The organism is Streptomyces pallidus (ex Mingjun et al. 2026) (assembly GCF_051550185.1).
GTDB lineage: Bacteria > Actinomycetota > Actinomycetes > Streptomycetales > Streptomycetaceae > Streptomyces.
Map to the genome: position 1 here is coordinate 6,803,129 of NZ_CP196181.1, position 26,882 is coordinate 6,830,010.

20 protein-coding genes are annotated in these 26,882 nt (G+C 74.0%); 12 read left to right on the forward strand and 8 right to left on the reverse strand.

The window, feature by feature from the left end:
• The first annotated feature begins 45 nt into the window (after positions 1-45).
• Positions 46-1,554, forward strand: a complete 1,509-nt coding sequence (locus tag ACSHWO_RS30320; RefSeq protein WP_438316859.1) for a fatty acyl-CoA synthetase — start codon at positions 46-48, stop codon at positions 1,552-1,554.
• Between the two features lie 112 nt (positions 1,555-1,666).
• Here ACSHWO_RS30320 and ACSHWO_RS30325 read toward each other — a convergent pair whose 3' ends face one another.
• From ACSHWO_RS30325 to ACSHWO_RS30335, 3 genes are all read right to left on the reverse strand, one after another.
• Positions 1,667-2,488 carry a YhjD/YihY/BrkB family envelope integrity protein gene (locus ACSHWO_RS30325; RefSeq protein WP_438316862.1) on the reverse strand — a complete coding sequence of 274 codons (822 nt, stop codon included), beginning with the start codon at positions 2,486-2,488 and terminating at the stop codon, positions 1,667-1,669.
• A 71-nt stretch (positions 2,489-2,559) separates the two neighbouring features.
• The gene (gene paaK / locus ACSHWO_RS30330; protein ID WP_438316865.1) at positions 2,560-3,888 is read right to left on the reverse strand and encodes a phenylacetate--CoA ligase PaaK; all 1,329 of its coding nucleotides are present in this window, start codon (positions 3,886-3,888) and stop codon (positions 2,560-2,562) included.
• A 178-nt stretch (positions 3,889-4,066) separates the two neighbouring features.
• A complete protein-coding gene (locus ACSHWO_RS30335; protein WP_438316867.1) occupies positions 4,067-5,725 on the reverse strand; it encodes an acyl-CoA synthetase in 1,659 nt (552 codons plus the stop codon).
• A 185-nt stretch (positions 5,726-5,910) separates the two neighbouring features.
• Here ACSHWO_RS30335 and ACSHWO_RS30340 point away from each other — a divergent pair, with 185 nt between their 5' ends.
• The 7 genes from ACSHWO_RS30340 to ACSHWO_RS30370 all read left to right on the forward strand — a co-directional run bounded on the left by ACSHWO_RS30340 (position 5,911) and on the right by ACSHWO_RS30370 (position 12,037).
• Positions 5,911-6,711 carry a crotonase/enoyl-CoA hydratase family protein gene (locus ACSHWO_RS30340; RefSeq protein WP_385834341.1) on the forward strand — a complete coding sequence of 267 codons (801 nt, stop codon included), beginning with the start codon at positions 5,911-5,913 and terminating at the stop codon, positions 6,709-6,711.
• A gap of 92 nt (positions 6,712-6,803) precedes the next feature.
• Positions 6,804-7,787 carry a Zn-ribbon domain-containing OB-fold protein gene (locus tag ACSHWO_RS30345; RefSeq protein ID WP_438316870.1) on the forward strand — a complete coding sequence of 328 codons (984 nt, stop codon included), beginning with the start codon at positions 6,804-6,806 and terminating at the stop codon, positions 7,785-7,787.
• The gene (locus ACSHWO_RS30350) at positions 7,784-8,857 is read left to right on the forward strand and encodes a thiolase domain-containing protein (RefSeq protein ID WP_361090283.1); all 1,074 of its coding nucleotides are present in this window, start codon (positions 7,784-7,786) and stop codon (positions 8,855-8,857) included. Before ACSHWO_RS30345 ends, ACSHWO_RS30350 begins: the two co-directional genes overlap by 4 nt.
• Positions 8,854-10,020 (forward strand): thiolase domain-containing protein, encoded by a 1,167-nt coding sequence (locus tag ACSHWO_RS30355; protein ID WP_438316874.1) that lies wholly within the window; start codon positions 8,854-8,856, stop codon positions 10,018-10,020. Before ACSHWO_RS30350 ends, ACSHWO_RS30355 begins: the two co-directional genes overlap by 4 nt.
• 151 nt (positions 10,021-10,171) lie before the next feature.
• Positions 10,172-10,411, forward strand: a complete 240-nt coding sequence (locus tag ACSHWO_RS30360) for a DUF397 domain-containing protein (RefSeq protein WP_361090289.1) — start codon at positions 10,172-10,174, stop codon at positions 10,409-10,411.
• A gap of 231 nt (positions 10,412-10,642) precedes the next feature.
• Complete coding sequence (locus tag ACSHWO_RS30365) at positions 10,643-11,476, forward strand: maleylpyruvate isomerase family mycothiol-dependent enzyme (RefSeq protein ID WP_385834321.1); 834 nt, start codon at positions 10,643-10,645, stop codon at positions 11,474-11,476.
• A gap of 60 nt (positions 11,477-11,536) precedes the next feature.
• Positions 11,537-12,037 (forward strand): hypothetical protein, encoded by a 501-nt coding sequence (locus ACSHWO_RS30370; RefSeq protein ID WP_361090295.1) that lies wholly within the window; start codon positions 11,537-11,539, stop codon positions 12,035-12,037.
• A 120-nt stretch (positions 12,038-12,157) separates the two neighbouring features.
• Here ACSHWO_RS30370 and kstD read toward each other — a convergent pair whose 3' ends face one another.
• Both kstD and ACSHWO_RS30380 read right to left on the reverse strand, forming a co-directional pair.
• The gene (kstD, locus tag ACSHWO_RS30375) at positions 12,158-13,957 is read right to left on the reverse strand and encodes a 3-oxosteroid 1-dehydrogenase (protein ID WP_438316878.1); all 1,800 of its coding nucleotides are present in this window, start codon (positions 13,955-13,957) and stop codon (positions 12,158-12,160) included.
• A gap of 193 nt (positions 13,958-14,150) precedes the next feature.
• Positions 14,151-15,275: an aminoglycoside phosphotransferase family protein gene (locus ACSHWO_RS30380; protein ID WP_361090301.1), complete on the reverse strand. Its 1,125-nt coding sequence runs from the start codon at positions 15,273-15,275 to the stop codon at positions 14,151-14,153.
• Positions 15,276-15,503: 228 nt separating this feature from the next.
• Between ACSHWO_RS30380 and ACSHWO_RS30385 the strand changes: the two genes are divergently transcribed.
• Entirely contained in the window at positions 15,504-16,985 is a 1,482-nt protein-coding gene (locus ACSHWO_RS30385; RefSeq protein ID WP_438316882.1) for a DNA-binding protein NsdB, read from the forward strand.
• Between the two features lie 186 nt (positions 16,986-17,171).
• Here ACSHWO_RS30385 and ACSHWO_RS30390 read toward each other — a convergent pair whose 3' ends face one another.
• Together ACSHWO_RS30390 and ACSHWO_RS30395 are read right to left on the reverse strand one after the other, a co-directional pair.
• Complete coding sequence (locus ACSHWO_RS30390; protein ID WP_438316885.1) at positions 17,172-18,599, reverse strand: PP2C family protein-serine/threonine phosphatase; 1,428 nt, start codon at positions 18,597-18,599, stop codon at positions 17,172-17,174.
• Between the two features lie 258 nt (positions 18,600-18,857).
• Positions 18,858-19,106: an SCO4226 family nickel-binding protein gene (locus ACSHWO_RS30395; protein WP_361090310.1), complete on the reverse strand. Its 249-nt coding sequence runs from the start codon at positions 19,104-19,106 to the stop codon at positions 18,858-18,860.
• A gap of 306 nt (positions 19,107-19,412) precedes the next feature.
• Between ACSHWO_RS30395 and ACSHWO_RS30400 the strand changes: the two genes are divergently transcribed.
• The 3 genes from ACSHWO_RS30400 (at position 19,413) to ACSHWO_RS30410 (ending at position 25,540) form a co-directional block, all read left to right on the forward strand.
• Positions 19,413-21,842, forward strand: a complete 2,430-nt coding sequence (locus ACSHWO_RS30400; RefSeq protein ID WP_438316888.1) for a molybdopterin cofactor-binding domain-containing protein — start codon at positions 19,413-19,415, stop codon at positions 21,840-21,842.
• Positions 21,843-21,929: 87 nt separating this feature from the next.
• Positions 21,930-23,609 (forward strand): helix-turn-helix domain-containing protein, encoded by a 1,680-nt coding sequence (locus ACSHWO_RS30405; RefSeq protein ID WP_438316891.1) that lies wholly within the window; start codon positions 21,930-21,932, stop codon positions 23,607-23,609.
• Positions 23,606-25,540, forward strand: a complete 1,935-nt coding sequence (locus ACSHWO_RS30410; RefSeq protein WP_438316894.1) for an APC family permease — start codon at positions 23,606-23,608, stop codon at positions 25,538-25,540. The genes ACSHWO_RS30405 and ACSHWO_RS30410 overlap by 4 nt, the downstream gene beginning before the upstream one ends.
• Here ACSHWO_RS30410 and ACSHWO_RS30415 read toward each other — a convergent pair.
• Complete coding sequence (locus ACSHWO_RS30415; protein WP_438316897.1) at positions 25,537-26,757, reverse strand: PucR family transcriptional regulator; 1,221 nt, start codon at positions 26,755-26,757, stop codon at positions 25,537-25,539. The genes ACSHWO_RS30410 and ACSHWO_RS30415 overlap by 4 nt on opposite strands.
• Between the last annotated feature and the right edge of the window lie 125 nt (positions 26,758-26,882).

The following is a 26,882-nucleotide window of genomic DNA, read 5'->3' on the forward strand; positions in this document are numbered from 1 at the left end:
CCCCGGCGGTTGACCCGTCGTGGGCGGGGGCACGAGGATCGCGGTATGACGGCAGTGCGGGACAACACGGTCGACGGTCTCCTGCGGGACAGCGCGCGGCGGTTCCCCGGGCGGGAGGCCCTGCGGTACCGGGACCGGGCGTGGACGTACGCCGAGCTCGACGCGGCGGTCTCCACCGGAGCCGCCGTCCTGCGCGGGCGGTACGGGCTGGGCGCCGGCGACCGCGTCGTGGCCTTCGCCCACAACTCCGACGCCTACCTGCTCGCCTTCCTCGCCTGTGCCCGGGCCGGCCTCACGCACGTCCCCGTCAACCAGAACCTCACCGGCGACGACCTCGCGCACATCCTGGACGACTGCGCGGGCGCGCTCGTCCTCGCCGACCCGGACCTGACCCCGCGGATCCCCGACGGGTACCCGGTGCGGCCGCTGCGCGACGCGCCCGGCTCCTTCCTCGACGATCTCGCCGAACCACTGCCGTTCGAGGCGGCCGGCGACCCGGGCGCCGTGGTCCAGCTGCTCTACACCTCCGGCACCACCGCCCTGCCCAAGGGCGCGATGATGACGCACCGGGCGCTGGCCCACGCGTACGAGAGCGCCGTCGAGGCGTTGGACCTGCAACCGGAGGACCTGCCGGCGCACGCCCTGCCGCTGTACCACTCGGCGCAGATGCACGTCTTCCTGCTGCCCTACCTCGCCGTCGGCGCACGGAACACGATCCTCGACGCACCCGTGGCCGAAGAACTGTTCGGGCTGGTGGAGGCAGGGCGGGCGGACAGCTTCTTCGCGCCGCCCACGGTCTGGATCGCCCTCGCCGGCCACCCCGAGTTCGAGCGGCGCGAGCTGGGCGCGCTGCGCAAGGCGTACTACGGGGCGTCCGTGATGCCGGTGCCGGTCCTGGAGCGGCTGCGGGCACGGCTGCCCCGGCTCGGCTTCTACAACTGCTTCGGGCAGAGCGAGATCGGGCCGCTGGCCACCGTGCTCGGGCCCGCGGAGCACGACGGGAGGCTGGAGTCCTGCGGGCGGCCGGTCCGGCACGTCGAGGCGAAGGTCGTCGACGAGGACGGCGCGGACGTGCCCGACGGCACCGCGGGCGAGGTGGTGTACCGCTCGCCGCAGCTCTGCCTGGGCTACTGGAACGACCCCGGGGCCACGCAGGAGGCCTTCCGGGACGGCTGGTTCCGCTCCGGTGACCTGGCGGTGCGCGATGCGCAGGGGTACTTCACGGTCGTCGACCGGGTGAAGGACGTCATCAACTCGGGCGGGGTGCTGGTCGCCTCCCGGCAGGTGGAGGACGTGCTCTACACGCACCCCGCGGTGGCCGAGGCGGCGGTCGTGGGACTGCCCGACGAGCGGTGGATCGAGGCGGTCACGGCCGTGGTGGTGCCGCGCGGGGACCTGGCGGAGGCGGAGCTGCTGGCGTACGCGCGGGAGCGGCTGGCCCACTTCAAGGCCCCGAAGCGGGTGCTGTTCGTCGACGCCCTGCCGCGCAACGCCAGCGGCAAGATCCTCAAGCGGGAGCTGCGCGACCGTTTCGGCCGGCCGGCCGACCGCTGACACGGGGGTCCGCCGAGGTGGTCCCGGACCGCTCCCCGCTGCCAGGCGCCGGCATCCCGTACGGCGGCGTCGCCCCGCGGCTCGGTCGGGCGGGGAGCCGGACGGGGGCGGTTCAGTCGGGGAGCAGGCCGTCGTGCCGCAGTCGGCGCAGGGTCAGGTGTTCGTGGACCAGTCGGCCCACGAGCGCGCCCCCGTAGACGACGAAGCCGACGCCGACGAGCCAGGACTGGACGACCAGCAGCGTGCCGAACGGCCCGTACGTCACGGCGTTGGAGGCGATCAGCGGTGAGAACACCAGCTGGGAGAAGACCCGCAGGCCGAGCAGGCCCAGGCCGGTCGCCACCGCCCCGGGCAGCAGGGCCCGCCAGCGGACCCGGCCGCCCAGCAGCAGGCGCTGGGACCCCCAGAAGAAGACGCAGGTGCCGACGACGTCCCCGGTGCCGACGGAGAGGGTGCCCAGGGTGTCGTCCGACGGGGCGGGGACCCCCACGAGCAGCGCCAGGTAGCACACCAGCAGGGCCAACCAGACGACGTGCCGCCACATGGTGTGCCACCGGGCCGTGGGCAGGTCCCACACCTTCTCGTACCCGGTCTGCACGGCCGACCCGAACGTCAGGCCGAACACCGCCAGGGCCGCGAGGCCGAAGGCGGTGGTCCGCTCCAGCGCCAGGTCGGCCGACGCGAACAGCATCTCGATCCGGGCCCGGGAGGACGCCGCGACCCCGAGCGCCTGGCCGAGCCAGCGGCCGAAGTTCGAGCCGCTGCCGGGCGCGGCGGCCGCCACCACGACCAGCAGCGGCACCAGGGTCAGGAACCCGAGGGCGGCGAAGCCCATGGCCCGGTGCATCAGCTCCATCTCGCGTCCCCGGCTCCAGGCGAGCCCGACCGGGGATGCCTGGAGCCGGTCGTGGAGCTGTCGGAGCTTGGCGGTCACGCCTCATGCACTACCCGCACGGGCCCGACGGCTCTCGGCGGCCGCCCCGAAGTACGGCCGATCGGGGGTTTTCAGCCGCCCGGACGCGTGTCCCCGCCCTCCCCGGCGCGGCGCAGGTCGACCAGCCGCTTGAGCTTCCCCACGGAACGCTCCAACGTCTCCGGGTCGACGACCTCGACCGCGACGGTGACGCCGATTCCCTCCTTGACCGCCCGCACCACGGTGGCGGCCGCGGACTCCCGCCGGGCGGCGTCCGTGTCCGGGCGCGCCTCCACCCGTACCGTCAGCGCGTCCATCCGGCCCTCGCGGGTCAGCCGCAGCTGGAAGTGCGGGGCCAGGCCGGGCGTGCCGAGCAGGATCTCCTCGATCTGGGTCGGGTACAGGTTCACCCCGCGCAGGATGAGCATGTCGTCGCTGCGCCCGGTGATCTTCTCCATGCGCCGGAACGCGGGCCGGGCGGTGCCCGGCAGCAGCCGCGTCAGGTCCCGGGTGCGGTAGCGCACCACCGGCATGGCCTCCTTGGTGAGGGTGGTGAACACCAGCTCACCGGGCTCGCCGTCCGGCAGTACCTCGCCGGTCAGCGGGTCCACCACCTCCGGGTAGAAGTGGTCCTCCCACACGTGCAGGCCGTCCTTGTGGGTGGCGAACTCCTGCGCCACGCCGGGGCCGATGACCTCGGACAGGCCGTAGATGTCCACCGCGTCGATGCCGAGCCGATCCTCGATCTCCCGGCGCATCCCCTCGGTCCACGGCTCCGCGCCGAACATCCCCGTCCGCAGGGAGGTGCTGCGCGGGTCGACGCCCTGCCGCTCCATCTCGTCGAGCAGGGTCAGCATGTACGAGGGCGTCACCATGATGACCTCGGGCCGGAAGTCCTGGATCAGCCGCACCTGGCGTTCCGTCATGCCGCCGGAGGCGGGCACGACCGTACAGCCCAGCCGCTCCGCCCCGTAGTGCGCGCCCAGGCCTCCGGTGAACAGGCCGTAGCCGTAGGCGATGTGCACGATCTGGCCCGGGCGTCCGCCCGCCGCCCGGATCGAGCGGGCGACGACCGCGGCCCAGGTGTCCAGGTCCCGCTCGGTGTAGCCGACCACCGTGGGGCGGCCGGTGGTGCCGCTGGAGGCGTGCAGGCGGCGCACCTCCGTGCGGGGCACGGCGAACATGCCGAACGGGTACTGGTCGCGCAGGTCCGCCTTCGTGGTGAACGGGAAGCGGGCCAGATCGGCGAGGGAGCGGCAGTCGTCCGGATGCACCCCGACCTTGTCGAAGGCCTGCCGGTAGAAGGGAACCCGCTCGTAGGCACGGGCCAGGGTGTCCCGCAGCCGGGTCAGCTGGAGTGCGGCCAGCTCCTCGCGGCCGAGCCGCTCGCCCGCGTCCCGTAGGTCCTCGTACTGCGTCATGTGCCCTCACCCCGTCGCGAGCCGAACAGCCGACCGATCATTCGGTACATTGCCCGACCGGGGCGGCCGAAAGCAATGACTCGAACGAGTGATCGCACGACGGGCTGCGCCCGCGCCTCCCGCCACCACGTACGACGGCACGGGACGGGAAGGGTCCTGGTCGGGGGCCGGGCCCCCTTCAGCCGGCCGTCGGCGGTTTCCGGCGGGCGGCCGCCGCGTCGGCCTCCACCGCCACCGCCTTCGCCCACCGGTAGTCCGCCTTGCCGCTCGGCGACCGCTGCACGGCCGGCGCGATGACCAGCTGGCGCGGGATCTTGTAGCCCGCCAGCCTGGTCCGGCAGTGGCCCTGGATCTCGTCCAGCGAAGGCTCCGGCGCGCCCTCGCGCAGTTGGACCACCGCCGCGACATGACTGCCCCACCGCGCGTCCGGCACCCCGGCGACGAGGGCGTCGTACACGTCCGGATGCGCCTTCAGCGCCTGCTCGACCTCCTCCGGGTACACCTTCTCGCCGCCCGTGTTGATGCACTGCGAGCCGCGCCCCAGCACGGTGACGATGCCCTCGGCGTCCACGGTGGCCATGTCCCCGAGCAGCACCCACCGCTCCTCGCCCTTGCGGAAGAAGGTCTCGGCGGTCTTCGCGGGGTCGTTGTAGTAGCCGAGCGGTACGTGGCCGCGCTGCGCGAGCCGCCCGGGCACCCCCGGCGGCACCGGCTCGTGCGTCGCCGGGTCCACCACCTGCGTACGGTCGTTGACGACGAGCCGGAACCCCCGCTCCGGGCCGGCGTCGTCGGCCGCCCGGCCGTTGGAACCGGACTCCGAGGAGCCGAAGTTGTTCAGCAGCAGCACGTTCGGGACGAGCCGGAGGAACTCGGCGCGGACCGAGTCCGACATGATCGCCCCGGACGAGGACACGCTGAACAGCGAGGACAGGTCGGTCCCCCGCAGCGGGCCCTTCAGCGCGTCGATGAGCGGCCGCAGCATCGCGTCGCCCACCAGGGACACGCTCGACACCTTCTCCTTCTCGATCGTCCGCAACACCTCCTCGGGGACGTACTTGCGGTGGATGACCACCCGCTGGCCGTAGTTGAAGGCGATGAACGAGGTCAGCGTCGAGGTGCCGTGCATCAGCGGCGGGGCGGGGAAGAAGGTGAGCCCGGGGCCGCGCGCCGCGGCCCGCTCCGCCAGCTCCTCCGGCCGCTTGACCGGCTCACCCGACGGCTCCCCGCCGAACAGTCCCGCGAAGAACAGGTCCTCCGCCCGCCACATGACGCCCTTGGGCATGCCGGTCGTGCCGCCGGTGTAGATGATGAACAGGTCGTCGGGGGAGCGGGGCCCGAAGCCGCGGTCCGGTGAGCCGGCCGCCTCCGCCTCCGCGAACGCCACCGGGGCGACGGCCGGCTCGGGCGCCCCCCCGGGGGCCCGCCCGACCCGGATCAGGTGGCGCAGCTTCGGCGTACGGGGCAGGGCGGCCGCCACCCGCGCCGTGAACTCGCCCTCGAAGACGAGCGCGGCGAGGTCGGCGTCGCCGTAGAGGTGGACCAGCTCCTCCTCCACGTACCGGTAGTTGACGTTCACCGGCACCAGCCGGGCCTTCAGGCAGGCCAGCACGGTCTGGAGGTACTCGACCCCGTTGTAGAGGTGCAGACCCACGTGCTCGCCGGCCTTCAGCCCGCTGTCCCGCAGGTGGTGGGCGATGCGGTTGGCCGCCGCGTCCAGCTGCGCGTACGTGAGGCGGCGCTCGGCACCGGTCCCCGGGTGGTCCACGTACACCAGGGCCTCGCGGTCCGGGACCACGTCCACGACCGATTCGAACAGGTCGGCAAGGTTGTACTCCACCGTTCCTCCTCACCCCCGAAGCTCCCTTGGCGGCCGGCCGGCCGGGCCGCCCGGCGGCCATTACAGCGCCGCCCGGACCAACTGGGAAGGCCGCGGAACAACAAAACTGACTAGGTGTCAGAAAACCCTTGAACTGCACACCACGCTCCTGCAACCTGTTCTAGGTCTTGAGAGGGAGGACGGCAATGGGCGGCACCGAACACCTCACCGTCGAACGGCACGGCGCCACGCTCGTGCTCACCATGAACCGGCCCGAAGCGAAGAACGCGCTCTCGCTGCCCCTGCTGGTCGGCCTCCACGACGGCTGGCTGGAGGCCGATGCGGATGACAGCGTCCGCTCGATCGTGCTGACCGGGGCCGGAGGCGACTTCTGCGCCGGGATGGACCTCAAGGCGCTCGCCGGGAAGGGCATGGCCGGGGACGGGTACCGCGACCGCCTGAAGGCCGACCCCGACCTGCACTGGAAGGCGATGCTGCGCCACCACCGGCCGCGCAAGCCCGTCATCGCCGCCGTCGAGGGGTACTGCGTGGCCGGCGGCACCGAGATCCTCCAGGGCACCGACATCCGCGTCGCGGCCGCCGGCGCCACCTTCGGGCTCTTCGAGGTCAGGCGGGGCCTGTTCCCCATCGGCGGCTCGACCGTACGGCTGCCGCGCCAGATACCGCGCACGCACGCCCTGGAAATGCTCCTGACCGGCCGGCCGTACTCCGCGGAGGAGGCCGCACGCATCGGGCTCGTCGGCCACGTCGTCCCCACCGGCACGGCCCTGGACAAGGCCCTGGAGATCGCCGAACAGGTCAACGCCTGCGGCCCCCTCGCCGTCGAGGCCGTCAAGGCCTCGGTCTACGAGACCGCCGGACTCGACGAAACCGCGGCACTGGCCGCCGAACTCGCCCGGGGTGGGCCGGTCTTCGACACGGCCGACGCCAAGGAGGGCGCCCGGGCCTTCGCAGAGAAACGCCCCCCGGTGTACCGCCGCGCCTAGTGCTGCGACGCCGCCGCCCCGCCGCTCGTGTCCGCCCGCGCCGCCGCAGCACCCTCCTCACCCGCCCGACCCGGAGAACTGGGAGAACCGCCATGACCGCCGCGTCCCCGCCCGAGGTGCTGCGCGCGCCCCTCGTCGTCGAGTTCCCCTTCACCCGGTCCCTCGGACCGGTGCAGAGCGCCTTCCTCACCGGGCTGCGCGAGCGCGTCGTCCTCGGCGTGAAGACCTCCGACGGCCGGGTGATGGTCCCGCCCGTCGAGTACGACCCCGTCACCGCCGAGGAACTCCGCGAGCTCGTCGAGGTCGCCCCCACCGGCACCGTCACCACCTTCGCCTGGAACGGCCACCCCCGCCCGAACCAGCCCCTCGGCACCCCCTTCGCCTGGGTGCTGGTCCGCCTCGACGGGGCCGACACCGCCCTGCTGCACGCCCTCGACGCGCCCGGCCCGGACGCCGTCCGCACCGGCATGCGGGTCCGTGTCCGCTGGGCCGCCGAACGCACCGGCGCCATCACCGACATCGCCTGCTTCGAGCCGTACGCACCCCACGACCCCGGCGAGCCCGCGGCCGCGCCCCCCGCCCCGCACGACGGGGTCTTCCCCGAGCCCGTCACCGGCATCGTCGCCCCCGCCCGCCTCGACTACACCTACAGCCCCGGCCGCGCCCAGACCGCGTACCTGGGCGCCCTCGCCGAACACCGCACCGTCGGCGAACGCTGCCCCTCCTGCCACAAGGTGTACGTCCCGCCCCGCGGCGCCTGCCCCACCTGCGGGGTCGCCACCACCGACCGGGTCGAGGTCGGTCCGCGCGGCACGGTCACGACCTTCTGCATCGTCAACATCAAGGCCAGGAACGCCATGAACGACGCCGTCGAAGTGCCGTACGTCTACGCGCACATCGCCCTCGACGGCGCCGACCTCGCCCTGCACGGCCGCATCGGCGGCATCCCCTACGACCAGGTCCGCATGGGCCTGCGCGTCGAGCCCGTGTGGACCGAAGGCGGCCGCTACCCCGACCACTACCGTCCCACCGGCGAGCCGGACGCGGACTACGAGGCGTACAAGGAGCTGCTGTGACCGACGGGACCCGGTACGCGCGCGATGTCGCGGTCGTCGCCTTCGCGCAGAGCGACCACCTGCGCCGCACGGACGAGCTGAGCGAAGTCGAGATGGTCATGCCGGTCCTGCACGACGTCCTCCGGCAGACCGGACTGAAGGCGGGGGAGATCGGCTTCACCTGCTCCGGCTCCTCCGACTACCTCGCCGGCCGGGCCTTCTCGTTCACCATGACCCTCGACGGCGTCGGCGCCTGGCCGCCGATCTCCGAATCCCACGTCGAGATGGACGGCGCCTGGGCCCTCTACGAGGCCTGGGTCAAGATCCAGACCGGCGAGGCCGACACCGCGCTCGTCTACGCGTACGGCAAGTCCTCCCCGGGACCGGTGCGCGACGTCCTGACCCGGCAGCTCGACCCGTACTACCTGGCGCCCCTGTGGCCCGACTCGGTGGCCCTGGCCGCCCTCCAGGCCCAGGCCCTGATCGACGCCGGAGAGACCGACGAGCCCGCCCTCGCCGCCATCGGCGCCCGCAGCCGTGCCGCCGCCGGGGCCAACCCGCACGCCCAGCTCCGCGGCCCCGTCCCGCAGGGCGACTACCAGGTGCGGCCGCTGCGTACGGGCGACTGCCCGCCCATCGGCGACGGCGCGGCCGCGGTCGTGCTGGCCGCCGCGGACGCCGCACGGCGGCTGTGCGCCCGCCCGGCCTGGATCACCGGCATCGACCACCGCATCGAGGCCCACGGCCTGGGCCTGCGCGACCTCACCGACTCCCCGTCCACCCGGACCGCCGCCCGGCACGCCGGCTTCTTCGACCGACCCGTGGACACCGCCGAACTGCACGCCCCGTTCTCCTCGCAGGAGGTCGTGCTGCGCAAGGCCCTGCGCATCGGGGACGACGGCGCGGTGGCCGTCAACCCCTCCGGCGGGGCCCTCGCCGCCAACCCGCTCATGGCCGCCGGCCTGATCAGGATCGGCGAGGCCGCCGCCCGGATCCACCGCGGCGAGTCCGACCGGGCCGTCGCCCACGCCACGTCCGGCCCCTGCCTGCAGCAGAACCTGGTCGCCGTCCTGGAAGGGGACCGCACATGAGCAAGGAGCCCGTGGCCGTCGTCGGCATCGGCCAGACGAAGCACGTCGCCGCCCGCCACGACGTGTCGATCGCCGGCCTCGTCCGCGAGGCCGCGGTCCGCGCCCTCGCCGACGCCGAACTGGCCTGGGCGGACGTCGACGCCGTCGTCATCGGCAAGGCCCCCGACTTCTTCGAGGGCGTGATGATGCCCGAGCTGTACCTCGCGGACGCCCTCGGCGCCGCCGGCAAGCCCATGCTGCGCGTGCACACCGCCGGCTCGGTCGGCGGGTCCACGGCGCTGGTCGCCGCCAACCTCGTCGCCGCCCGCGTCCACCGCACCGTACTCACCCTGGCCTTCGAGAAGCAGTCCGAATCCAACGCCATGTGGGGGCTGTCGCTGCCCGTCCCCTTCCAACAGCCCCTGCTTGCGGGCGCGGGCGGCTTCTTCGCCCCGCACGTGCGCGCGTACATGCGGCGCACCGGCGCGCCCGACACCGTGGGCTCGCTCGTCGCCTACAAGGACCGCCGCAACGCGCTGAAGAACCCGTACGCACACCTCCACGAGCACGGCATCACCCTGGAGAAGGTCCAGGCCTCGCCCATGCTGTGGGACCCGATCCGCTACTCCGAGACCTGCCCCTCCTCGGACGGGGCCTGCGCCATGGTCCTCACCGACCGGGCGGGCGCGGCCCGTTCCCCGGGGACGGCCGCCTGGCTGCACGGCGGCGCGATGCGCAGCGAGCCGACCCTCTTCGCCGGGAAGGACTTCGTGTCGCCGCAGGCCGGCAAGGACTGCGCGGCCGACGTGTACCGGCAGGCGGGCATCACCGACCCGCGGCGCGAGATCGACGCCGTGGAGATGTACGTGCCGTTCTCCTGGTACGAGCCCATGTGGCTGGAGAACCTGGGCTTCGCACAGGAGGGCGAGGGCTGGAAGCTCACCGAGGCGGGGGTGACCGAACTCGACGGGGACCTCCCGGTGAACCCCTCCGGAGGCGTCCTGTCCACCAACCCGATCGGCGCCTCCGGCATGATCCGCTTCGCCGAGGCGGCCCTCCAGGTCCGCGGCCGGGCCGGGGAGCACCAGGTGCCCGGAGCCCGGCGGGCACTGGGACACGCGTACGGCGGCGGCGCGCAGTTCTTCGCGATGTGGCTCGTCGGATCCGAGCCCCCCGCCTCCTGACCGGCAGGGGACCGCGGTCCGACCCGGGCCGGTCGGGACCGCGCACCGCGGCCGGGCGACGGGACGGTCGGGTGTGACACACCGTGGTCTGTGCGACACGCGCCGCGATGGCTACCCTGGCCCCGGACGACGTACCGGGAGGAGCACGCACGTGACCGACACCATCACTTCGCAGCCGACCTCCGGCTGGGGCAAGCCGGACCTGGACCTCAGTCAGGCGGACTGGCAGTCCAGCAGCCGGGGGGCGGGCGACGTCCAGATCGCCTTCGTCGAGGGGTTCATCGCGATGCGCAACAGCGAGCGCCCCGAGAGCCCCTCGCTGATCTTCGCGCCGGACGAGTGGCGCAGGTTCGTCCTCGGCGCCCGGGGCGGCGAGTTCGACCTCACCTGACCCGCCCGCCCCGGCCACCCGCCGACGCCGCCGGACCGCGCAGCCGCAGCGCCCGGCGGCGTCGGCGTGCCCGGCGCAACCCCGGCGGCGTCCGCGCACCCCGCGGCGTCGGGCCACCCGTCGGTGTGGCCCGGGTGCCCCGGGGGCGCGCCACCGCGCACCGCGCGCACCACCGCGTACGCGCGCAGCGCAACCCCGGTACGCACACCGCTCGGCGGGCAGTGTTGCCGCATGGACCACAGCGCACACCTGTCCCACTTCCGCAACGAGACCCTGGCCTTCGAGAAGGCCGTCGAACGCGTCGTCGCCGGAGCCGGTGAAGGCCCGCTGCCCCTCGTGCCGTCCTGCCCCGGCTGGTCGGCCTCCGACCTCCTCGTCCATCTGGGCGGAGTCCACCGCTTCGTCGGCCGCATCCTGCGCGACCGCCTCACCGCGCCCCCCGACCCCACCGACCTCTCCCTCTTCGAGCTCCCCGAGGACCCGGCGACCCGGGGCGCGTGGCCGCTCCCGGAGCGGGCGCCGAACCGCGGGCCGCTGACGCGGCCGGTGACGGACTGGTTCGCGCAGGGCGCGCGGCAGCTCGCCGACCTGTTCCGCGAGCTCGGACCAGAGGAGCCGGTGTGGACCTGGTCCGCCGACCCCGGCCGGCACACCAGCGGGTTCTGGCTGCGGATGCAGGCCATCGAGCTGGCGATCCACCGCTGGGACGCGGAGGGCGCCACCGGCACCCCGGGCCCCGTCGACGCGGCCCTCGCCGCCGACGCCGTCCCGCAGAGCCTCGAGGTCATGGCCCCCTTCCGGCGGGCCGTGGCCGCGGCCCCGCCCGGCGCGGGGGAGCGCTACCGGTTCCGCCGTACGGACGGTCCCGGATCCTGGACGGTGACCCTCTCCGGCGACCTCGTCCACGTCGAGCCGGACGCCGCCGGCCCGGCGCACGTCGAGGCCGCCGGAACCGCCTCCGACCTGATGCTCTTCCTCTGGCGGAGGATCCCGGCGGACGATCTGGAGACCACCGGCGACAAGGAGCTCCTCGCGCACTGGTTCACCCTCGTCCCGCCCCTGTAGGCGCCCGCCACCGCCCGCCCCGGGATCCGGAAACCGCGACCGGCCACGTACCATGGCGGCATGTCCTTCCTCCGCCGCAACCGCGCCGCCACACCCGCCGGCCCGGACTTCGACGTCCTGGCCATGGACCCGGGTGACTGGCCGGGCAATCTCGGGGCCGGGCTCCTGCCCGCGCCCGACGGCAGCTGCCAGGGCGTCTTTCTCCGCTACGACCTGTTCGGCGGACGCGGCCCCGCGATGATCATCGGCAACCTTCCCGAGGGGTCCCCGGCCCGGGACCTCGCCGAGGGCCAGGTCCCCTTCGAGGTGGCCCAGCTCCTCGACGCCCTGGAGAACGACGAGGACGTCCACGTCACCGGCACCGAGGACTGCCCCGTGATGCAGGGCGACAACCTCCTCATCGTCCGGAAGGTGAAGCTCTCCGAGAGCCGGATCAGCTGCGTGCAGTTCGACCGCAGCGACAACGTGCTGGTCACCATCGCCAGCTGGGACCGGCCCATCAGCGACGACCTGTACGCGCTGCTCAAGCCGCTCCCGGCCGAGCTCTTCCAGCAGGGCTGAGGGCCCGCCCGGCACGGAGGGCACCGCTGCGGCGCGGCGTCGAGGCGGGCCGGCCCCGAGGGCGGGCGGCGCCCTCCCGGGTCGGGCCGCGCCCACGCCCGACGGCGCCCGCCCCGCCCGCTACGTGTCCGCGATGTCGTTCGCCGCGACGTAGCCGAAGGTCATGGCCGGGCCGATCGTCGATCCCGCACCCGCGTAGCTGTGCCCCATCACCGCCGCGCTCGCGTTGCCCGCCGCCCACAGCCCCCGGATCACCGAACCGTCCGGCCGCAGCGCCCGCGCCCGGGCGTCCGTGACGATGCCGCCCTTCGTCCCGAGGTCGCCCGGCACGATCCGGAACGCGTAGAACGGCGGCGCCCACACCGGCGCCAGGCACGAGTTCGGGAACACGGCCGGATCCGTGTAGTAGTGGTCGTACGCCGTGTCCCCGCGGTGGAAGTCGGCGTCGTTCCCGCTCCACGCCTGTGCGTTGAAACGGTTCAGCGTCGCCCGCAGAGCCCCCGCCGGCACACCGATCTGCCCCGCGAGCGCGTCCCACGTCCAGGCCTTGCGGACCGCGCCCGCCCCGTACCAGGACTCCGGGAACGGGAGCGTCGGCAGCACGTCCTTGAACAGGTACCTGTTGCGGTAGTTCTGGTCCACGATCAGCCAGGCGGGGACGTGGGAACCGGGTGCGCCCCGGTCCTTCTCGTACATCACGTGCACCACGTCGCTGTACGGGGCCGCCTCGTTCACGAAGCGGGCGCCCGCCGCGTTCACGACCAGCCCGCCCGGCAGGGTCCGCTCCGCCAGGCAGAAGTACGGCTCCCCCGGCAGCGGGATCGTCGGCCCCCACCAGGCGTCCTCCATCAGCGCCAGGGCCGCGCCGGCCCGCTCGCCGGCCCGGATGCCGTCGCCGGTGTTCTCCGCGGCGCCCACCGACCACTGCGTGTCGATCGGCTGCTGCTGGTACCGCGCCCGCATCTGCGCGTCGTGCTCGAACCCGCCCGAGCCGATGACCACCCCCTTGCGGGCGCGCACCACCCCCCGTGCGCCGTCCCTCTCCACCACGACCCCGGTGACCGCTCCGCCCTCCTGCACCAGGTCCACCAGGGGGCTGCCGAGCCACACCGGAACCCCCGCCCGCAGCAGCCCCGCCCGCAGTCCGGCCGCCAGGGCCTGCCCCATGGTCAGCGGCTTCTCCCCGCGCAGCGCCGCCGCAGTGCCGCGCGCCAGGCATGCGGCGGACACCGCCGTGCCCTTCACGTTGACCGCGGCCAGGGTCAGCCACTTGTAGTCCTGGCTGAACACCACCATCCCGGCCGGGACCGGCAGGTACGCCGGGTTCAGGCGGGCGAGTTCGGCGCCCAGGACGTTGCCGTCGAGCTGGTCGGGCTCGATGGAGCGGCCGTTCGGCAGCCCGCCCGGCAGGTTCGGGTAGTAGTCGCTGTACCCGTCCATGTACCGGAAGCGCAGCGGGCTGTTGGCCATCACGAAGTCCAGCATCCGCGGCCCGTTCGCCAGGAACGCCGCCTGCCGGGACGCCGGGACCTCCGGCCCGACCACCGCGGCCAGGTACGCCGCGGCCTTCTCCGGGGTGTCGGGCACCCCCGCGCGCAGGATCACCGAGTTGTTCGGCAGCCAGATGCCGGCTCCGGAGCGGGCCGCCGAACCGCCGAAGGTGGGGGCCTTCTCGACCACGAGCACGCTCAGGCCCCGCCGCGCGGCCGTCAGCGCCGCGGTCATCCCCGCGGCCCCGGAGCCGACCACCACGACGTCGTACTCGCCCAGCGGTGCACCCGGTCCGGCGCCGTCGGCCCGCGCGGCGGGGGCCGGCAGCACGGCGGACGCGACCCCGGCCCCGGCCCCGGCGAGGACCGACCGGCGGGAGGGCCGGGTGCGGGGACCCGGGGTGGGGGAGGGGGAGGCGCTCGCAGTCATGGGCAGGCTCCAGCGGGAGGGGAGGCAAGGGACCGGGCGAAGCAGACACGGAATCTGATGCGGTATCAGAAAGCTGTGCGCGGGCGGACGGGAAGTCAAGCCATGTGCGGGCCCGGACGCACGAAATCCCGTGGTACGCACACGGGGTGCGTACGCCACGGGATTTTCGTGCGGGGTGCGGGACCGCCCGGGGTCAGCGGGTCCCGACCGCCGCACGCACCGCCCTGCGTGCCATGCCGCAGTCGTCGTGCAGCCGGCGCAGCAGCAGCCGCTGCTCCTCACCGGAGGACAGCGCGCCCGCCGGCAGGGGCTGCGCCGGCGCGGCCGCCGCCATCGACCGCTGGACGGCCGTCTCGGACATCCGGATCTCCCGGGTCAGCACCAGCATCAGGTTGACCAGGAAGGCGTCCCGCGCGGCCGGTCCCGCCGCCTGCGCGAGCCGGCTGATCTGGCTGCGCGCGGCCGGCGCGTCGCCCAGCACCGTCCACAGCGTGGCCAGGTCGTAGCCGGGCAGGTACCAGCCCGCGTGCTCCCAGTCGAGCAGTACCGGCCCGGCCGGGGACAGCAGCAGGTTCGACAGCAGGGCGTCGCCGTGGTTGAACTGCCGCTGCACGCCGGCCAGTTTCAGGCCGTGCAGCAGCTTCTGCAGGTCACCCAGGTCCCGGTCGGTGAGCAGTCCCAGCTCGTGGTACCGCGCGATCCGCTGCGGGTAGTTCAGCGGGTCCTCGAACAGCTCCGTCGGCGGCCGCCACTGGTTCACCCGGCACACCGCGCCCAGCGCAGCCCGTACGTCGGCCCGCGGCGGGGCCTCCACGGGGTGCCGCTGCAATGCCGCGACCCGGCCCGCCATCCGCTCGACCACCAGCGTGCAGTTCTCGGGGTCCGCGGCGATCAGCCGCGGCACCCGGACCGGCGGGCGGTGTCGGACGAACGCCCGGTACGTCGCTATTTCGTGCCGGTACCGCTCACGCCATTCCGGCGAGTGGTCCAGTAAAACCTTCGCCACGGCCGTCGCCCGACCCGTCGTACCGACCAGCAGGACCGACCGGCCGCTGCGGCGCAGCACCTGCACCGGCGCGAACTCCGGACAGATCCGCTGCACCGAGGCGAGGGCGGTGCGCAGCTGCGCACCCTGCGGCCCGGACAGGTCGATTCTTCCGCTGAGCGGCTGCGCGACGGGCCCCGGCACGCGCCGCGCCCGCAGGGCGCCCGGCACCGGTGCCGGGGGACGGCCGGGATCGAGATAGGCGCCGCCGCCCGCCTGCAGCGTGCGGTGGGGCCGGACCGGGGCGGACACGGAGGACGTTGCTGCGTACATGGCTTGCGGTTCCCTTCGTGCGCCGACGAGTTGCGTACGCCGCCCCGCCGATCCCGTACTTCACCCTGGGGAGTTCCGCCGGTGACCGGGTCGGGGAGGCGCATTCCTACCTGACACCCGGCGACGGGTGGCGGACCACGAAGCGTGCCCTGGCGAAGGCTGGCGAATAGTCGTGGGCCCGTTGGCGGCGGGCTACTGTCAAATCAGCCGAGAACCTGGGGGCTTGACGTGAGCAAAGGACCAAACACCCGACTGAACGACCTGTTCGGCCTGGCCGGCTGGTCGAAGGGTGAGCTGGCGAGGATGGTCAACCGGCAGGCGGCGGCCATGGGCCACCACCAGCTGGCCACCGACACCTCGCGGGTGCGGCGCTGGATCGACATGGGGGAGACCCCCCGCGAACCCGTTCCCACCGTACTGGCGGCCCTGTTCACCGAGCGGCTCGGTCGTGTCGTGACCATCGAGGACCTCGGGTTCGTACGGCAGCGGCGCACCTCCAAACGGCAGTCGGCCGGGGTGCAGGACAACCCCGACGGCATGCCCTGGGCGCCCGAACGCACGGCCGCGGTCCTCACCGAATTCACGGGAATGGACCTCATGCTCAACCGTCGCGGTCTGATGGGCGCGGGAGTGGCGCTCACCGCCGGCTCCGCCCTCACCAACGCCATGTACGACTGGCTGCACACCGACGTGCGGGCCGTCAAGGACACCAAGCGCTTCGGCGAATCCTTCCAGGCCGACCCGGTCGCCTTCGACCGCTACGAGGCCGCCCCCATCGGCTCCGAGGAGATCGAGGCCCTGGAGCGCTCCGTGGAGGTATTCCGCGCCTGGGACGCCTCCAGAGGCGGCGGCTTGCAGCGCAAGGCCGTCGTCGGGCAGCTGAACGAGGTCGGCGGGATGCTCGCCTACCACCACCCCGACCACCTCCAGCGGCGGCTGTGGGGGGTGGCGGCCAACCTGGCGGTCCTGGCGGGCTGGATGTCCCACGACGTCGGCCTCGAACCCACCGCGCAGAAGTACTTCGTCATCGCCGCGCACGCGGCCCGCGAGGGCGGTGACCGGCCGCGCGCCGGGGAGGCGCTGTCCCGTGCCGCCCGCCAGATGGTCCACCTGGGCCGGCCCAACGAGGCCCTGGACCTGATGAAGCTGGCGCAGTCCGGCTCCGGCGAGCAGACGCTGCCGCGCACCCGCGCCATGTTGCACACCATCGAGGCCTGGGCGCAGGCCGCCCTGGGCAAGGGCCAGGCCATGCGGCGCACGCTCGGCGAGGCCGAGGACCTGTTCGTGTCGGACAAGGGTGACGTCCCCCCGCCCTCGTGGATGCAGCACTTCGACGAGGCCGACCTGCACGGCATGCAGGCACTGGCCTACCGCACCCTCGCCGACCACGAGCCCGCCGCCGCCCCGATCGCCCAGCGGCACGCCCGGGAGGCGCTGCGGCTGCGGGCCAGCGGCCACCAGCGTTCGCAGATCTTCGACTACATCTCGATGGCCTCCGCCTGCTTCCTCGCCGACGACCCCGAACAGGCGGACCGCTACGCGCGCCTGGCCCTCGTCTCCATGAACGAGACCTCCTCGCACCGGACCTGGGACCGGCTGCGCGAGATGTACCGGCTCACGGCCCAGTACGCCGGGTACGCGCGCATCGAGGACCTGCGGGCCGAGATCCAGTTCGCCCTGCCCAACAGCCCGGCACAGCACACCGTCTAGGCCGTGAGCCGGCCCACCGCACGCTTATCCCCGTCCACACCGGCAGCACCCACGGCCGCAGCAACCGCAGCCGCAACTGCCTCCGTTCCGGCTTCCGCGCCCCCGTCCGCCTTCACCGGCATGCGAAGACGGGAAAGGCCGCGCCCTCCGGCGCGGCCACGACGACCCGCGGTCGTCCCCGTTCCGTCAGCCCGTGACCCGGGCCACCAGGACGCAGGCGTCGTCCTCGCGGTCGCCCCCGCCGAACTCCTCCACCACCATCCGCAGGCAGTCCTGCGCCGACCGTGCCGCAGTGACCCGGGGTGCCAGCGCCAGCAGCCGCCCGGAGCCTTCCGACCGGACCGCGCCGGCACTGCGGGCGGCGAGGCCGTCCGTGTGCAGCACGAGCACGTCGCCGGCTTCCAGCCGCTCCTCGGCCTGCCCGTACGCAGCCCCGGAGGTCGCGCCCAGGAGTACCCCCTCGGGTGCGACCAGGGCGCGGCCCGCACCCCCGCGGAACAGCAGCGGGGCCGGGTGCCCGGACTGGGCCCAGGACAGCGTCCGGCTCCCGGGGTCGTACCGGCAGCACACGGCTGACCCGAGCGCGGGCTGTACGGAGGACTCCAGCAGCTGGTTGAGCAAGCCCATCAGGGCGGCCGGCTCGATACCGGCCATGGCCATCCCGCGCAGCGCGCCGAGCAGCATCGCCATGCCGGACGTGGCCGTCACGCCGTGGCCCGTCAGGTCCCCGACGGTCAGCAGCGAGCGGCCGTCGGCCAGTTCGAGCGCGTCGTACCAGTCGCCGCCGATCGGGGAACCGCTCGCCGACGGAAGGTAGTGCGCGGCCACGTCGAGCGTGCCGGTGCTGGTGTGCGGGAACCGCAGGGAGCCGCGCCACGGGGGGAGCACGGCTTCCTGCAGCTCGACCACCAGCCGGTGCTCGGTCTGCGCGATCTCCCGCCGGCGCTGCAGCGAGTCACGGGACTCGCGGACGGCGCGCTGGCTGCGGCGCAGCTCACTCACGTCCCGAAGGACCGCCCACATGGAGGCGGTGCAGCCGTCGGAGTCGAGCACCGGCTCGCCCCGCATGTGCAGCGTGCGGACCCGGCCGTCGGACCGGACGATGCGGAACTCCCCGTCGATGGGTCTGCCGTCGACCAGACAGGCCGTCACCATCGCGGTCAGCAGCGGCTGGTCCTCCGAGAACAGGGTGGATCCCAGCTCGTCGAGGGGGAGCGGGCCCGCCTCGGGGGAGCGGCCGAAGATCTGGAACAGCTCCTCGGACCAGATGACCTCGTCCGTCAGCAGGTTCCACTCGGCACTGCCGACGCGGGTCTGCGCGCCGGTCTCGGCCTCGCCCTCGGGGTCCTGCTCCGGGAGCTCTTCGAGGGCGGGGGCGGGCGGCAGCCCTTCCTTGAGCTGGTCCAGGTGCTCGCGCAGGTCGTCGAGCTGGTGCACGGCGAGGTCGCACAACGCGCGCTGCCATCGGCCCTGGACGTCGTCGTCGTCGACGACGGTGTCGCGGCGCACGGCGTCCACACCGCCGCGCAGCCGCCGGGTCTGCGAGATCAGTGCGTCCACCGACCCGGGCTCGGGCGGCTGCGCGGGACGGTCCGCGAACAGGTGGGACGGCATGGGAACTCCGATACGGGCGCGACGCGGCCAGGCATGAAGGGTGGGCCTACGACGACTGTGGCACAGGCCGTGAAAGGCCGTAAGGCGTTTGGCAACATCCGCTACGGTCTTGCTTCCGGCATATGCCAAAGGCCTCCCGGTCGGTCTCCCGTGCCGTGCGAACGGTTCCGGTCATGATTCCGTCCGCGGTCCGGGCCGGCGGACCCGGAGGGCCCGCCCCCTGGCCCGCCCGCCCGTGCTCTGCGGGAACCCCGGCCGTCACACGACGAGCGGAACCGGGTGGATCTCGTTGGCCGGGTGACCGGAGCGCTCGTGGATACGCTTGACCGCCTCCGCCGAGGGCGCCTCGGACAGGCAGTACACGGTGCCGGACGCCGGGTCGGCCCAGGCGCGCTCGAAGTGCACGCCCTCGTCCTTCTCGATCGCCAGGTCAGCGTTGTGGGCCTCCATCAGCTGGTCCCGCGTGATGCCCTTCATGTCGTGGTGGACGTCCATGAACTTCGCCATCGCCACACACCTCCTGTCGGGGTCTCTCCCTCCATCGTCCGCCCGTGGCCGGAAACAGTCCTGCCGGGGCGGCGCCGGTCGAGCGCGCGGTCGAGGGCTTCCCCCTCCGGGTGGCGGGACTCGTACACGGAGCCGCGCCGGGTCCCCGGGGGGCACCGCCCGAACGAAGGACCCCCTCCCGCGTACTCTCCGTGCCGTTCCGCTTCCCCCTCGCGGGGGCGGTCGCTACCCTACGTGGCGGTAACACGCCGGAAGTGACAGGAGGGGCCCGTGTGAATCGGGTTCCGCAGCAGTGGGGACAGCGACATGACCGGGCAGAGCCGCCGCTCCTTCCTCACCCACCTCGTCGCGGCGCCCACGCTCGCCCTCGTCACCCGGGCCGGCGTCGACGTCCTCGCCCCGCAGCCCGCCCACGCCGACATCCCGACCCTGCCCGCCCCGGCCGACCTGGTGGACCTCGGCGACCTGTTCGTCCTGGCCGGCGCCCCCACCGCCGCCCTGCTCGTCCTCACCGTCGAGACCGACGGGACCGTCCGCTTCCGGCTGCCGCGCGAGGAGGTCGGCCAGGGACTCACCACCGCCGTGGCCATGCTCGTCGCGGAAGAGCTCGACGCGCCGCTGGCCTCCGTCCACGTGGAACTCGACGACGCCCGGCCCGAACTGCTGTTCAACCAGCTCACCGGCAGCTCCAACGCCATCCGCTCGCTGTACGGGCCCGTCCGCCGGACCGCGGCCACCGCCCGCGCCCGCCTCGTCGCCGCAGCAGCCCGCCGCTGGAACCTCCCCGCCTCCGCCCTGACCACCGCGAACGGCGCCGTACGCGCCCCCGACGGCCGCACCGCCGACTACGGCGGCCTCTCCGCGGCCGCCGCCGACCCGGCCCTCGTCGTCCCGGGCGCCGCCCCGAAGAAGACCGCGCAGCACACCCTCGTCGGCAGCCCCACAGGCCGGATCGACGCCCGCGCCATGGTCACCGGCGCCCAGCGCTACACCCTCGACCTCGACGTGCCCGGCGCCAAACCCTGCGTGGTACGCCGCCCGCCGACCCTCGGCGGCGCCGTCCGCTCCGTCGCCAACCTCGCCGCCGTCCGCGCCATGCCCGGCGTCCTCGACGTGGTCACCGTCCCGACCGGGGTCGCCGTCGTCGCCGAGACCTTCGGCCAGGCCATCGACGCCAAGGCCGCCCTCCAGGTCTCCTGGGGCCCAGGCCCCGCCGACCACCTCTCCGACGCCGACGTCCGCGCCACCCTGCGCGCCGCCGTCCCACCGCTCCTGGTCCCGCCCCTGCTCACGCCCTACGTGGACGCCGAGTTCGACTTCGCCTTCGTCAGCCACGCGCCGATGGAGACCAACTGCGCCGTCGCCGACGTCCGCGACGGCCGCGCCGAGATCTGGTCCGGCCTCAAGTCCCCGATCGTGGCCCGCCAGACCATCGCCGCCGAACTCGGCCTGCCCGTGGACAAGGTCACCGTCCACGTGGTCCGGGCCGGCGGCTCCTTCGGCCGGCGCCTCTTCTTCGACGCCGCCCTGGAGGCCGCCCGCGTCTCGAAGGCCAGCCGCCGACCCGTCCGCCTCATGTGGACCCGCGTCGACGACACCCGGCACGGCCGCATGCGCCCCGCCACCCACCACCGCATCCGCGCCACGTACGCGCTCGGCGAGATCCTCAGCTTCGAGCACCGGGTGGCCGCCGTCGAGACCGACTTCCGGCACGGACTCGGCGAGATCCTCACCGCCACCGCCGCCAGCCTCCCGTCCGGCATCGGCAACGCCACCCTGGCGCAGACCCTGTTCCTCACCACCGTCAAGTCCCCCTACCACTTCGGCCTCACCACCCAGGCCCTCACCGAGGTGCCCACCGGCATCCCGACCGGCTCCTGGCGCTCGGTGTACTCCGCCAACACCCGCGGCGCCGAGGAGATCGTGGTCGACGAACTCGCCGCGCGGACCGGGCGGGACCCGTACCGGTTCCGGCGCACCTTCCTCAGGACCGACGCCCAGCGAACGGTCCTCGACGCGGTGGCCGCGGAAGGACGGTGGGGCCGGCCGATGCCGGCGGGCTGTGGCCAGGGCATCGCCTTCCACGAGGAGTACAAGTCCCGCACCGCCTGCCTCGTCGAGATAGACGCGCGGGACCGGGAGCACGTCCGGGTCACCAAGGCCGTCATCGCGGTCGACGCGGGCCTGCCCGTCAACCCGCGCGGCCTGGAGGCCCAGATGATCGGCGGGCTCACCGACGCCATCTCCACCACCCTGCGGGCCGGCCTCCACCTGGACAGGGGACTCCCGTTGGAGGGCAGTTACAGCCAGTTCCACTGGGCCCGCCAGCGCGACACCCCGCGCGACGTGCGCGTCATCGTGCTGCCTGCGACCGGCGACGAGCCCGGCGGCGCCGGCGAACTCGGGGTGCCCGCCGCCGTGGGCGCCATCGCCAACGCCTGGTCCCGGGCCACCGGGGGCAAACCGCGCAGCTTCCCCCTCGACTTCGACGTCGACTTCAGACCGCCGTCGCCCTGCTCCGGCGGACCGCCTCGCCCACCGACGAGGACATCGACGCCATCGCCAACATCTGCCGCTGCGGCACCTACTTCCGCATCCGCGAGGCCATCCGCAGCGCGGCCGCCCGCATGTGAGCGAGGAGGCCCCGGCGACTCCCCCGTCGTTCCCGGGGCCGTCCGCTCACGGCCAAACCTAGGCCGACGGCGGCCGGTTCGCAGGGACCGCTGCGCCCAGTGACCGGGCGAGACCGGTATCACAGCGCACAGTGTGCGGCGGATGGTTGAATGCGGCCGCGCGACCCGCACCGCCGAACGGAGCCCGGCATTGGCCACCCCGCCCGCACCCACCCCGCCGACCGCGCCGGACCGGACCGGGACCGGGACCAGCACCGGGACCGGGACGACCGAAGCCGCCCGCCCCGCCGAACCCGCCCGCCCCGGCACACGGTCCGAGGACATCCTCAAGGTGCACCGGCTCGCCCGCTCCGGCGGCTCGGCCGCACTGCTCCACTGGCTCGCCGGCCGGCTCGGCGGCTGGACCGGCGTACTGGACCCGCGGAAGGACGCCGTACCCTGCGCGTCCCGCACCGCTCCGGAAGCGGCCCGGCGCGGCGCGGACGAGCTGGCCGCGCGCGGCGTGCGGTCGGCCGCCCTGGACGGCGACGGCTCCGCCGTGCTGCTGTACGCCCTCGACGGCGGCCGCATCCTGGCCGCCGAGGTACAGCGGCCGTACGCCCCGGCCGCACCGGCCCTGCTCGCCGACGCGGCCGGCGCACTGGAGCTCGTCCTGCGCGCCGAGGAGGCCGAACGGCGAGCGGAACGGGCCCGCCTCGCCGAGTCGCGGGCCCGCGAGGCAGTCCTGCACCTGCTGATGGCCGGCCGGCTCTCCACCGCCCACCAGGTCGCCGAGACGCTGTCCCCCTCCCTGCCCGACCCGATGCGCATGTACGTCATCGAGTCCCGGGCGGCGCAGCGCGCCGAGGTCGCCCGGGTGTGCCGGGAGCTGACCGGCGGCCGGGCGTGGATCGTGCGCTGCCCGGTGTACGTGCGCCACCTGATCGCCTTCGTACCCACCGACCTGGCGGCCTCCTCCGCCACCCACGACCCGCTGGCCGAGGCGCTGGTGCGCGCCGTGCCGGACTGCGTGGTCGGGGTCAGCTGCCAGCTGTCGCTGCGGGAGTCCCCGGCCGCCCACACCCAGGCCTTCCACGCGCTGGCCGTCGCCCGCGGCCGCACCGGGCACCACGCCCGCTTCGGCCCCGCCCCCGAACCGGAACTGGCCGCCCACGAGGCCGGCACCGGCTGGGCCGAGGCCTTCCTCGCTCCGCTGCACGCGTACGAGCCCCGGCGGCCCCAGGACCCCGGCGGGCAGGAGCTGCGGGCCACAGCCCACGCATGGCTGGACTTCTCCTCGCACGCCACCCGACTCCTGAAGATCCACCGCAACACCCTGGCGAGCCGGCTGCGCCTGGTCGAATCCGTCCTCGGCACGGACCTCGCCCGGCTCCCGGAGCAAGCCGCGCTCTCGCTGGCGCTGCGTCTGACACCCGGCGGCAGAACAAGCCCGTACAGGACCCCGGCGCCCGCCGTGCCCGGGGCGGTACGCGCTCCCGCAGCCGGAGCCGCTGCCGACCTGGACGCCGTGCTGCGCCACCCGCACCTGGCGGCCTGGTCGCACGCCCAACTGGCCCCGCTGACCGGACCCGACGCCCCGCCGGGCGCACTCGACACCGTACGGGCCTGGCTGCGCAACGACACCCACCTCGCCGGCACGGCGAGCGCCCTCGGCCTATCGGTGCCCGGCACCCGCAAGCGGCTCACCCGGATCGAGGGCGTGCTCCAGCGCTCCCTGCTCCAGTCGCCGAGCGCCCGCTACGACCTGTGGCTGGCCGACCGGGCCGCCGAACTGGCCCGACTCGCGACGGCGGAACACCACCCCACACAGCCCGACACCGCCATGAAAAGGGACGAAGTCCTTGAAAAATGCCTGATCATGCCTGAATGAGGCGCATCAATCCGAAGCGCGTGCTGGTCGGTGAGCCGCTCGACACCGCACGACTGGGCGAGACCCTGCTGCCCAAGAGGCTCGCCCTGCCCATCTTCTGCAGCGACCCCCTCTCCTCCGTGGCCTACGCCACCGAGGAGATCCTGCTGATCCTCGCCCTCGGCGGCGTCGCCCTGCTCCACCTCGCCTGGTACGCCGCCGCGGCCATCGCCTTCCTCCTCGTCGTGGTCGTCGCCTCGTACCGGCAGACCTGCCACGCCTACCCCGGCGGTGGCGGGGCGTACGTCGTCAGCTCCGAGAACCTCGGCCAGGGAGCCGCCCTCACCGCCGCCAGCGCCCTGCTCGTCGACTACGTGCTGACCGTCGCCGTCTCCGTGGTCTCCGGCGTCGACGCCATCACCTCGGCCGTCCCCGCCCTCAGCGACCACGAAGTGGCCCTGTCGGTGGCGTTCGTGGTGCTGCTGACGGTGATGAACCTGCGCGGGGTGCGGGAGTCCGGGCGGGTCTTCGCCATCCCCACCTACGGCTTCATCGCCGTCATCTACCTCATGTTCGCCGTCGCCGCGGTCCGGATCGCGGGCGGCGCCACCATCCGCGCCGAGTCAGCGGACCTGCCGATCACCGCCGTCGGCACCTTCACCGGCCTCGGCGTCGTCCTCCTCGCCATGCGGGCCTTCGCCTCCGGCTGCACGGCCCTGACCGGAGTCGAGGCGATCAGCAACGGCGTGCCCGCGTTCCGCAGGCCCAAGAGCCGCAACGCCGCCAACACGCTGGCCGCGATGGGCGCCCTCTCGGTCACCATGTTCCTCGGCATCACCGCCCTCGCCATGCTGTACCAGGTCCACGTCGCCGCCGACCCCACCGAACTCGGGCTTCCCCCCGGCACCCCGATGTCCACCGCGCTCGCCCAGATCGGCCGCGCCACCTTCGGCGACTGGCACGTCCTCTTCTACCTGCTCCAGGCCGCCACCGCCGGAGTGCTGGTCCTCGCCGCCAACACCGCCTTCAACGGCTTCCCGATGCTCGCCTCGATCCTGGCCCGCGACCGGTACGCGCCCCGCCAGCTCTCCAACCGCGGCGACCGGCTCGTCTACTCCAACGGCATCGTCCTGCTCGCCCTCACCGCCATCACCCTGATCGTCGCCTTCGACGCCCAGCTCACCCGCCTCATCCAGCTCTACATCATCGGCGTCTTCGTCTCCTTCACCCTCTCCCAGGCGGGCATGGTCCGGCACTGGCGCCGCGCGCTCGCCTCGCCGGCCACCCCCCGGCCGGAACGGGTCCACATCCACCGGCGGCTCGCCATCAACGCGGTCGGCGCGGCCCTGACCGCCCTGGTCCTGGTCATCGTCCTCGTCACCAAGTTCACCCACGGCGCCTGGCTGGTCGTCCTCGCCATGCCGCTGCTGTTCGCCGCCATGAAAGCGGTCCGCCGCCACTACGACCGGGTCGCCGTCCAGGTCGCCGTCGCCGCGGACGCCCGGCCGCGCAAGCCCGCCCGCCACCACGTCCTGGTCCTGGTCTCCGCCGTGCACGCCCCCACCCTGCAGGCCCTCGGCTACGCACAGGCCCTGCACCCCGACACCCTGACCGCCGTCACGGTCGCCGCCGACGAGGACGAGGCGCGCCGGCTGCGCGAGGCCTGGGCGCGGTACGACCCGGGCGTACCCCTGAAGATCCTGCACTCCCCGTACCGCGAGGTGGTCGCGCCGGTCCTCGCGCACATCCAGGAACTGGCCGCCGCAGAGGGCACGGACATCCTCTCCGTGGTCATCCCCGAGTTCGTCGTGGGCCACTGGTGGGAGCAGCCCCTGCACAACCAGATCGCGCTGCGCCTGAAGGCCCGTCTGCTGTTCACCCCGGGCGTGGCCGTGATCGACGTCCCCTACCTCCTCGCCTCGGCCCGGCACGCGGAGCCGCCCACCGGCTAGGCGGGCCGGTGCGGCGGCCGCGCGGCGGCGGGCTCCGGGGCCGGGACGGGCCCGCCCGCCGTGCGCTGGAGGACCGCGGCGTGGGCCAGGGCCAGCTCCACCACGTGCGCCGGGTCGGACAGGGAACGGCCGGTGAGGTGTTCCAGGCGGCGCAGCCGGTTCGAGACGGTGTTGCGGTGGCAGTACAGCACCTGCGCGGCCCGCGTCGTCGAGCCCCGGCAGGCCAGCCACGTGCCCAGCGTGCCCAGCAGGACCCGGCAGTCCTCCGCGGGCAGCCCCAGCACCGGACCGAGCACCACCTGCCGCAGCCGTCCCGCCAGTTCGGCCTGCGAGGCCACCAGCGCCATCGGCAGCCGCTCGTCCAGCAACGCCGTGTGCGGCCCGGCCGACGAGGGCGCGGTGCGCAGCGCGAGTGCCGCCAGCCACCGGGCCCGCGCCAGGTCCCCCGGGGCCTCCACGACCGGGCTGACCCCGGCCCGCACCCCGAGCGGCGCGAGCAGCTCCCGTACGGACTCCAGCGGATGCCGGCCCAGCTCCACCAGCCCCGTCTCCCCGTCGGCCCGGACCCTCCACAGCACCCGCGGCCCGGAGGCCGCCGGCTCGGCACCGCACCCGCCGGAGGTGCCCGAGCCGATCACCACCACCGCGAACCGGCCCCGCTCGGGCAGCCCCAGCTGGGCCGCGGCCTCCGAGGCCGCCGGCCCGTCCGCCGGGCCCCCGCCGTCGAGCAGGGTGTCCAGCAGGGACGCCCGGCGCTCCCGGTCGCGGTCGCAGCGCGCGGCCTCCGTGCGGCGGTACGCCTCGGCCACCGCGTCCGTCAGCTGGTCCACCACGTCCCACAGCACCGAGGCGAGCGGCAGCAGCCGGGGGAGTGCGGCCGGATCGTGCGCGGTCACCGCCTCGGTGAGGGTGTGCCAGAGCAGCCGGCCGCCCCGCCGGTAGGTGCGCAGCAGCGAGGCGAGCGGCAGGCCCTGCTCGGCGCGGAGCGTGCCGGTGGCCCGGGCGTCGTCGAGCTCCACCGGCAGCCCGCGCGCGCTGCGGACCAGCCCCTCGACGGACTGCGCGAGGTTGTGGTGGATCCGCTCGCGCAGCTCGGTCCGGCCGAGCAGGGCGGCGTACGCGGGGTCCTCGGCCAGCGTCCGGTCGGCGAGCCGGTCCGCCGTCACGGTGATCCGGCGGGACAGTTCCTCTCGAATCTCCTCGATGATCCGCTCCATGGGGGCAGAGTGACATGTGAGAGGCACTGGTGGGGAGGGCCGGGACCCGCCGTGTCCGCTAGCGTGTCCGAATCACTGCGCGTGGAGTGCCCGCTCCGCAGCGTCGAGCACACCCGCACACCCAT

Excerpts from the sequence above, each read along its gene's own strand:
- ACSHWO_RS30320 (WP_438316859.1), top strand. The coding sequence starts at position 46 with ATGACGGCAGTGCGGGACAACACGGTCGACGGTCTCCTGCGGGACAGC.
- paaK (WP_438316865.1), bottom strand. The coding sequence starts at position 3,888 with ATGACGCAGTACGAGGACCTACGGGACGCGGGCGAGCGGCTCGGCCGC.
- ACSHWO_RS30340 (WP_385834341.1), top strand. The coding sequence starts at position 5,911 with ATGGGCGGCACCGAACACCTCACCGTCGAACGGCACGGCGCCACGCTC.
- ACSHWO_RS30345 (WP_438316870.1), top strand. The coding sequence starts at position 6,804 with ATGACCGCCGCGTCCCCGCCCGAGGTGCTGCGCGCGCCCCTCGTCGTC.
- ACSHWO_RS30355 (WP_438316874.1), top strand. The coding sequence starts at position 8,854 with ATGAGCAAGGAGCCCGTGGCCGTCGTCGGCATCGGCCAGACGAAGCAC.
- ACSHWO_RS30365 (WP_385834321.1), top strand. The coding sequence starts at position 10,643 with ATGGACCACAGCGCACACCTGTCCCACTTCCGCAACGAGACCCTGGCC.
- ACSHWO_RS30370 (WP_361090295.1), top strand. The coding sequence starts at position 11,537 with ATGTCCTTCCTCCGCCGCAACCGCGCCGCCACACCCGCCGGCCCGGAC.
- kstD (WP_438316878.1), bottom strand. The coding sequence starts at position 13,957 with ATGACTGCGAGCGCCTCCCCCTCCCCCACCCCGGGTCCCCGCACCCGG.
- ACSHWO_RS30380 (WP_361090301.1), bottom strand. The coding sequence starts at position 15,275 with ATGTACGCAGCAACGTCCTCCGTGTCCGCCCCGGTCCGGCCCCACCGC.
- ACSHWO_RS30390 (WP_438316885.1), bottom strand. The coding sequence starts at position 18,599 with ATGCCGTCCCACCTGTTCGCGGACCGTCCCGCGCAGCCGCCCGAGCCC.
- ACSHWO_RS30395 (WP_361090310.1), bottom strand. The coding sequence starts at position 19,106 with ATGGCGAAGTTCATGGACGTCCACCACGACATGAAGGGCATCACGCGG.
- ACSHWO_RS30400 (WP_438316888.1), top strand. The coding sequence starts at position 19,413 with ATGACCGGGCAGAGCCGCCGCTCCTTCCTCACCCACCTCGTCGCGGCG.
- ACSHWO_RS30410 (WP_438316894.1), top strand. The coding sequence starts at position 23,606 with ATGAGGCGCATCAATCCGAAGCGCGTGCTGGTCGGTGAGCCGCTCGAC.
- ACSHWO_RS30415 (WP_438316897.1), bottom strand. The coding sequence starts at position 26,757 with ATGGAGCGGATCATCGAGGAGATTCGAGAGGAACTGTCCCGCCGGATC.